The 7333-nt window shown below is 73.4% G+C and carries 7 protein-coding genes; 3 read left to right on the plus strand and 4 right to left on the minus strand.

Annotation, left to right across the window (positions count from 1 at the left end; translation table 11 throughout):
• Positions 1-330 precede the first annotated feature (330 nt).
• The gene (locus tag Q0283_RS04325) at positions 331-1104 is read right to left on the minus strand and encodes an isoprenyl transferase (protein WP_010142945.1); all 774 of its coding nucleotides are present in this window, start codon (positions 1102-1104) and stop codon (positions 331-333) included.
• Positions 1105-1220: 116 nt separating this feature from the next.
• Here Q0283_RS04325 and Q0283_RS04330 point away from each other — a divergent pair, with 116 nt between their 5' ends.
• Positions 1221-1961 carry a hemolysin III family protein gene (locus tag Q0283_RS04330; RefSeq protein WP_183523816.1) on the plus strand — a complete coding sequence of 247 codons (741 nt, stop codon included), beginning with the start codon at positions 1221-1223 and terminating at the stop codon, positions 1959-1961.
• 37 nt (positions 1962-1998) lie between these two features.
• On the opposite strand, the gene Q0283_RS04335 is transcribed toward Q0283_RS04330, so the two are convergent.
• The 3 genes from Q0283_RS04335 to mca all read right to left on the minus strand — a co-directional run bounded on the left by Q0283_RS04335 (position 1999) and on the right by mca (position 5911).
• Positions 1999-4287, minus strand: a complete 2289-nt coding sequence (locus Q0283_RS04335) for a thioredoxin domain-containing protein (RefSeq protein ID WP_183523813.1) — start codon at positions 4285-4287, stop codon at positions 1999-2001.
• Between the two features lie 61 nt (positions 4288-4348).
• Positions 4349-4783 carry a hypothetical protein gene (locus Q0283_RS04340; protein WP_010142948.1) on the minus strand — a complete coding sequence of 145 codons (435 nt, stop codon included), beginning with the start codon at positions 4781-4783 and terminating at the stop codon, positions 4349-4351.
• A gap of 54 nt (positions 4784-4837) precedes the next feature.
• Entirely contained in the window at positions 4838-5911 is a 1074-nt protein-coding gene (gene mca / locus Q0283_RS04345; protein WP_183523810.1) for a mycothiol conjugate amidase Mca, read from the minus strand.
• 126 nt (positions 5912-6037) lie between these two features.
• Here mca and Q0283_RS04350 point away from each other — a divergent pair, with 126 nt between their 5' ends.
• Together Q0283_RS04350 and greA are read left to right on the plus strand one after the other, a co-directional pair.
• Positions 6038-6502 carry a DUF4307 domain-containing protein gene (locus Q0283_RS04350; RefSeq protein ID WP_183523795.1) on the plus strand — a complete coding sequence of 155 codons (465 nt, stop codon included), beginning with the start codon at positions 6038-6040 and terminating at the stop codon, positions 6500-6502.
• Positions 6503-6787: 285 nt separating this feature from the next.
• Positions 6788-7279: a transcription elongation factor GreA gene (greA, locus tag Q0283_RS04355; RefSeq protein WP_183523792.1), complete on the plus strand. Its 492-nt coding sequence runs from the start codon at positions 6788-6790 to the stop codon at positions 7277-7279.
• The last annotated feature ends 54 nt before the right edge of the window (positions 7280-7333 follow it).

The raw sequence follows: 7333 nt of genomic DNA on the forward strand, positions 1-7333 counted from the left end.
GGGTGGTGGCGGCCAGGGCGGTAGACAGGTTATCCACGTCGGACTCCAGACCGGGGCACGCGCCCCGATGATCGAGGGGCGGGGTGGGGCGGACCGGCCGGGGGCCGGAACGGCCCCCCGCTGCTTGCTGTCGGGAGTGACGGCATACGGCCTGGCCTTTCCGATCAATCCGCCGGGTGCGGATCGACTCGATCCGTGCCCGTCGGCGACTGATACCCCCACCGTAGGACCGCGCGCCGGGGTGCGGGAGGAGAAAGCGCCAGGTGACGTGATTAACTTTCGGTGAAGGTATCGCCAACGGGTCACGGCCCCGCGTCGGGGCCGGCGTGGTCAGGACCCGAAGCGGCGCTGCCGGGAGGCGAAGTCCCGCAGGGCGCGGATGAAGTCCACCCGGCGGAAGTCCGGCCACAGGGCCTCGCAGAAGTAGAACTCCGAGTAGGCGGACTGCCACATCAGGAACCCGGAGAGGCGCTGCTCGCCCGAGGTGCGGATCACCAGGTCGGGGTCCGGCTGGCCACGGGTGTAGAGGCGGTCGGAGATCTGCTCGTCCGTGAGCTCCGCGGCCACGTCCGCGGCACTGCGGCCGGCGGCGTCGGCCTCCAACAGCAGCTCCTTGACCGCGTCCACGATCTCCCGGCGGCCGCCGTAGCCCACCGCGACGTTCACGTGCACCCCCTCGGCGTCCGCCGTGCGGGCCTGCAGGTCCTCCAGCGTCTCCGCCAGGCCCTCGGGGAGCAGGTCGGGCGCGCCGACGGCCTGCACGCGGACCCGGTGGCCGTTCTCCAGGCCGTCGGCCAGCCGCGCCAGGGTGTTGCCGATGATGCCGACCAGCTGTTCCAGCTCGTCCGGGGGGCGATTCATGTTGTCCGTGGAGAGCATGTACAGCGTCACGACCTTGATGCCCAGCTCGTCGCACCAGCCCAGGAACTCGTGGATCTTCTCCGCACCGGCCTGGTGGCCGTCCGCCGTGGTGGCCCCCGAGGCCTTGGCCCAGCGGCGGTTGCCGTCCAGGACCACGCCGATGTGCCGCGGCAGCCGCTCCGGGTCCAGGCTCGAGGCGATGACCCGCTCATAGATGCTGTAGACCACGTTCGGTCCCACCATGGTCCCCCACCTTCCGGCCGCGGCGCGCCCCGTGCCGGCGCTCCTGCTGGGGTCTACGGTAGCGAACCCCGGGCGCGACCCAGCTCCTCCCCAGACGGCCGGACTACTCTGGGGTAATGATGCAGCACCCCGTCGCCGACCCCTCGGCCGGTGCCCCGGGCCTGGCCGAGCAGTCCTCACCGCGCCGTCGCTGGCGCATGGAGCGCGTGACGGATCCCGACCACCCCGACTTCAAGCCGCGGATGCGGGGCCACCTGCACGCCGCGATGGTTCCCCTGGTCCTGGCGGCCGGCATCGTCCTGGTCGTCCTGGCGCCCACCCCCGGCCTGACGTGGGCCAGCGCGGTGTACGCCCTCACCGGGCTGATGCTGTTCGCGGTCTCGGCGGTCTACCACCTGGTGCAGTGGACGCCGAGGGTGGCCCTGGTGCTCAAGCGACTGGACCACACGAACATCATGCTGGTCATCGCCGGCACCTACACGCCCCTGTCCATCGCCCTGCTGCCCCCGGGCAAGGCCACGCTGCTGCTGGGCTGTGTCTGGGTCGGGGCCGTGGCGGGCGTGGCGTTCCGGGTGTTCTGGACCGCGGCGCCGCGCTGGCTCTACACCCCGGTCTACGTCCTGCTCGGGCTGGCGGCCCTGCTGTTCATCGCGGACTTCTTCGCCGCCGACGCGGTGGCCGCCGTCCTGGTCTGCGCGGGCGGGGCCTGCTACATCATCGGCGCCGTGTTCTACGCCCTCAAGCGGCCGAACCTCCACCGCGAGTGGTTCGGCTTCCACGAGCTGTTCCACGCCTTCACCATCGGCGGCTTCGCCTGTCACTACGTCGCCATCATGGTCGCGGTGCTGCAGGCCTGATCCCGCCGCCCGCCGCCGGGCCGCCCATATCCGGGCCTCACGCGTCCGGGGCCGGCCCCCGGCCGGCCAGCCGGTCCAGGGCGTCGGTACCGTCCACGGGGGCGTGGCACAACGTCCCGTGGCACAGGTAGAGGGCCGTTCCGCCGTCGCGAGAGCCCCGCCCGGCGGTGACGTCGTCCGGGTCCGCCGCGACATCGGGACCGGTGGCCGGCTCGGGAGACGCCTGGACACCGACCACACCGCGGACGATCGCCCAGGCCAGGGCCCGTCGCCGGTCCTCGGCGGCGCCCCCGGTGGCCACCAGGAGGTCCTCGACCGCACCGTGCCGGGCCGCCAGCCGCAGGACCGTGGCGGTCTCCAGCGGGGCCTGCGCCCCCAGCCGGGCCAGGTGTGCGAGCAGCCGCTCCGCCCACGCCCGGGCTCCCCCGGCCGGCAGGGTCCCGGCGTGGACCGGGGCCAGCACGTGCCACTGCAGCAGCACCTCGGCCCAGGCCCCCAGGGCGGACGGCTCGGCGCCGTCCAGCGGGGAGGCGAAGGAGGGGCCGCCCTGCGCCGCGGCCAGGACGGCGTCCCCGGCCGGGGCCGCCAGCAGGGCCGGCCCGTGGTCGGTCCGGACCACCAGGGTCCCGACGACGGCATCCACTACCGTCCGTGCCCGCACCTTCCAGCGCCGGCGGCCGGTGGAGCGGTAGAGCGCGATGAAGGCCCCGGCCGCCTGGGCGTGGTCGGCGAGCGTCCCGGCGGCCGGGCCGGGCCGGCCGTCGAGTGCCGAGCGCAGCACGTGGGCGGGACCGCGCGCGGTGCCGTCGGCTCCCCGTGGCGCCTCGCCGCCCGCCCCCGCCGCCGCGACGGCCAGCGGCCGGCAGTGCACCCGCCAGATTGCCTCCCCGGCGGCGAGCGCCTGGTCCAGCAGCCGGTCCTCTCCGAGCAGCGCCCACGCCTCGGCCAGGGCGGTGACGGTCATCCCGTTCCAGGCCGCCACCTCCTTGCCGTCCCGTGCCGGTTGCGGCCGGGACGCCACCCGCCGCCGCAGCCCGGGCAGGGCCCGGTCCCACAGGTCCTGTTCGGCCTCCGTGAGCAACCGGCCGGCGTGCAGGGTCAACGCCGCGGTGCCGGGCTCCACGGGCACCCCGGCCAGGACCTCCGCCAGGTGCCCCACCTCGGCGGGACCGGCCTCGGGAGCCTCCGCGGCCAGGGCCGCACGCAGCTCTGCGGGCGTCCACGTGTAGGTCGCCCCCTCCACGGGGTGGCCGTCCACCACGGTGTCCGCGTCCAGGCTGGCGGCGAACGCCCCGGAGGCGGTGGTCATCTGCTCCGCGAGCCAGGACGCCGTGCCCAGGGCGAGGCGGCGGGCGAGGGCCGGATGGCGCGGGTCCAGCGGCGCCAGGTGGTCCAGGTGGTCCCCGAGCACCGCCCAGCGGGCGTACCAGCGCAGCAGTTGGGCGTTGTCGTAGAGCATCTTCTCGAAGTGGGGCAGCGCCCAGGTCTGGTCCGTGGCGTAGCGGGCGAATCCCCCGGAGACCGGGTCCGCCAGGGACGAGGTGCCCATCACGGCCAGGGTGCGTGCGGTCAGGGCCCACGCCTGCGCCCGGGCGGGTCGGGGTCCCGTGGCGGCCGCCTGCAGCAGGAAACCCAGGGCGGGACTGGGCGGGAACTTGGGCGCCCCGGGGCCGAAACCGCCGTGCCCGGCGTCCTCCAGGCGTGCCAGCTGCGCGATCGCCTCGCTGACGGCACCGGAGAACGGTTCCGGTCCGGCGTCGGTCTCCGCCGGGGCCTGCTCCGCCCCGACCACGACGGCGGCCAGCGCCGTGGACTGCCGGCCCACCCCGGCGGCCAGGGCGGCCGCCGCCTGCTCGACCTCACCCCGGCGGTGCGTCCAGGCGGCGTGCACCGCGTCCAGGACCTGGCGGAAGGACGGCGTACGCCCTCCCCCGCCGTGGTGGCGGGGCGTGGGCGGATAGTAGGTGCCCGCGTGGAAGGGGCGCCCGTCCGGGGTGGTGAACACGCTCATCGGCCAGCCGCCCTGACCGGTCAGCAGCTGGGTCGCGGTCATGTACGCCTCGTCCACGTCCGGGTGTTCCTCCCGGTCCACCTTGACCGCCACGAAGCGGGCGTTCAGCTCACGGGCGGTGTCCTCGTCCTCGAAGGACTCGTGCGCCATGACGTGGCACCAGTGGCAGGCCGCGTAGCCGACCGAGACGAAGACCGGGACGTCCCGGCGGGCGGCCTCGGCGAAGGCCGCGGGCCCCCAGGGCCGCCAGTCCACCGGGTTGCCGGCGTGCTGGAGCAGGTAGGGGCTGGTCGCATCGGCGAGCTGGTTGGCCATGGCCCCACGGTAGGGCGGGCGATCCCCGTCCCTCCAGCCTGCCCCGACGCTCCGTGGCCGCTCAGTCCCGGCCGGAGTCCGGTGCCTTCGGTTCCGGCGCCGGGCCGTCGAGGTATCCGGGATACTTCTTCTGCAACCGGGCCCGCTGGATGTCGATGTCGGAGCCGGAGCGCCGGTCGACGTCGAGGTCCTCCTCCGGGTGGCGCACGTCCTCCGGGAGGTAGCCCTGGTAGCGGTTCACGAGCATGTCCTCGGCCTGGCCGGAACGGTACTGCACCCGGCGGATGGAGCGGACCATGAGCCGGATGACCACGATGGCCATGGCCACCATCAGCGCCGTGAACAGGAAGCCCTCGATGCCCGGGGTGACCTCGGTCTGGTCCAGCCCCGGCTTCAGGGTCGGTTCGGGCACGCCCGGCATCGGCTGTCCGACGGCCGTATCACCGTCACCCGGGACGGCGGAGGCGGACAGGAGAAGGGGCGGGAAGGCGATCACGGTCGACCATTCTACCGGTGGCCGCCCGCCCCCGGCCGACGGCGGGGACCGGCCTCAGCGCAGGCCGGTGAACAGGTCGGTCTCCGGCAGGGTGGTCTCCACCCGGGAGTCGATCAGGACGTAGTCCTCCCACGGCCAGGTCCGGCGCAGCAGGGAATTGGGAGCGGCGAAGAAGTGACCGGTCGGGTCCACCTGGGTCCGGTGCGCCCGCAGGGCGGCATCGCGCCGCTCGAGGTAGTCGGCCACGTCGATCTGCGTGGTGACCCGGTGGTCGGTGATGCGGAACCGGGCCGGACCGGACTGCGCCTCCTGCTCCTCGGCAGCGGCCGCCTCACGCTCGTCCCGCTCCTCCGCCAGCAGCTTCTCGTACCACGCCATCCGCTCCGTGAACGGGGACTCCTCGCCCGCGGCCAGGTAGGCCTCGTGCAGGGCCCGGTACTTGTCCGGGTTGAACGCGCGGTCGTAGTAGAGCTTGGACGGGGTCCACGGCTCGCCCAGCCCGGGAAACCGCTCCGGGTCGCCCGCGGCCCGGTAGGCCTCCACCGTGATCTCGTGGGACTTGATGTGGTCCGGGTGCGGGTAGCCGCCGATCTCGTCGTAGCTGATCAGCACGTGGGGCCGGAACTCCCGGATCACGCGCACCAGCGGCGCCGTGGCCCGGTCCAGGGGGACGGTGGCGAAACAGCCGAAGGGCAACGGCGGCAGCGGGTCACCCTCGGGCAGCCCGGAGTCCATGAACCCGAGCCACCGGTGCTCGATCCCCAGGGCCGCGCCGGCCTCGTCCATCTCGGCACGGCGCACCCCGGTGATGTCGCGGTCCAGTCGCACGGTGTCCCCGTAGGCGGGGTTCAGCAGGTCCCCCCGCTCGCCGCCGGTGCAGGTCACCACCATGACCTCCGCCCCGGCCTCCTCGTAGGCGGCCATCATCGCGGCGCCCTTCGACGACTCGTCGTCCGGGTGGGCGTGGACCGCCATCAGGCGCAGGCCGTGGGAGGCCGGGACGCCGCGGGCCTCGGGACCGGCGTGCGAGGCCTCGGCCTCGACCGTTCCGTAGTCGGCCTGGCCCACCGGGACGCCGAACTCCGGCGCGCCGGTACCGTCCGGGTCGATCAGGGAAGAACTGCTCACGTGGCCTCGGCTGCTTTCCCGCCCCGTCCCACACCCGGCGGGCGTGCTGAGGCGGCATGATCGGGGACCTGCACGGTCCGGTGGACGTCGGTGGAGCCTCGGGTCGCCGGGATACCATGGAGCGATATGGATCCCTCACCCCAGGCCTCGGCGGACCAAGCGCCGAGGGACAGCCTAGCGAACCGGTATGGGCGCTCCCAGCGCACCGGCCCGACCTTCTGGACCCGTTGGGGCCGCTGGGTCGCGGCGGCGGCACTGGTCCTCGCGGTCGGCGTGGTGGCCTGGCTCACCGTCTCGGCCACCAGCCGGACCCTGGACTGGAAGGACGTGGGGTTCGAGATCTCCTCCCCCACCCGGGCCTCGGTGACCTTCCAGCTCACCAAGGACCCCGAGGACACCGTGGAGTGCGCCGTCCAGGTCCTGTCGGAGCAGTACGCGGTGGTGGGATGGCGCACCGTGGTGATCGGGCCCGAGGACGAGACCGGCAGCGGCCTGCCCTCGGACCGGACCCGGTACTACGACGTCACCCTGCGCACCGACGAGCTCGGCGTCAACGGCGGGGTCAACTCCTGCTGGATCGGCGAGCCCTGAGCCGCGCGTCCGGAGCGACCGGACTCCGTGACGAACTGAGACGCTGATCACGACGGGCGTGACGGATGTGAAGCAGATCCGTTAGAGTGGACCGCATTGGTTCTCGACCCCGCCTGACGGGGCCCGTACGGATTCCGGTCCGTGAAGGCTCCTCCGGCGGGGTTCTTGCATGGATGCCACCCGGGCTGCACTCGCAGCACAGCGCCATGCACCGGAAGCACTGTGCGGTCCCGGTCGTCCCGGCCCGTCCGCCCAGTCGACCGACCCGAAGGAGAAGACGCGTCCATGAGCAACACCGACAGCGCTCCCTGGCTGACCCAGGAGGCCTACGACCGCCTGAAGCAGGAGCTGGACCATATCTCCGGTCCCGGCCGCCAGGAGATCATCGACCGCATCGAGCAGGCCCGCGAGGAGGGTGACCTCAAGGAGAACGGGGGCTACCACGCCGCCCGCGAGGAGCAGTCCAAGAACGAGGGCCGCATCCAGGAGCTCAAGTACCTCCTCGAGACCGCGGTGATCGGCGCCGCCCCGGCCGACAACGGCGTGGTGGAGCCCGGCATGGTCGTCGAGGCGAAGATCGCCGGCGACGTGGAGACCTTCCTGTTCGGCAACCGCGAGATCGCCGATGACAAGGACTCGATCACCGTCTACTCCGAGCGTTCCCCCCTCGGTGAGGCCATCCAGGGCGCCAAGGTGGGCGACTCGCTCTCCTACTCGGCCCCGAACGGCAGGGACATCACCGTGGAGATCGTCTCCGCGAAGCCCTACCAGGGCTGAGCCACCCCGAGACGGCCCCGGCCGGGCCCTGCCCAGGGCCCGGGGCACGGACGG

This window comes from uncultured Citricoccus sp. (genome assembly GCF_937871995.1).
GTDB lineage: Bacteria > Actinomycetota > Actinomycetes > Actinomycetales > Micrococcaceae > Citricoccus.